At 35.6% G+C, this 253-nt stretch carries 1 pseudogene; it reads left to right on the forward strand.

Features of this window, described 5'->3' with window-relative positions:
* Positions 1-46 precede the first annotated feature (46 nt).
* Positions 47-253 (forward strand): annotated as a pseudogene (locus KI369_RS27460) (hypothetical protein); the annotation flags it as partial.

Here is a 253-nt window from a genome sequence, read left to right on the forward strand (position 1 = left end):
ATATAAAGGCAAGGATAAGGTGCACATGTAAAGGGAGGAAAACAGAATGAGAAAGTGGATGTTGATTGGAGCAATGTCTTGTTTATTCTTAACAGCTTGTTCTACGCAAGCTGATAACAATACAGAAGTACAACAACTGAAAGTGGAAAATGATGCATTGCAAAAAGAAAGTTCTCAACTACAACAAGAACCAATCAAAACACAAGCTGCTGCAAATGATACGAAGCAAATACAAGATTTCAAAAATGAAGTC

Origin of the sequence: Bacillus sanguinis (assembly GCF_018332475.1) — a bacterium.
In the GTDB taxonomy this organism is placed as follows: domain Bacteria; phylum Bacillota; class Bacilli; order Bacillales; family Bacillaceae_G; genus Bacillus_A; species Bacillus_A sanguinis.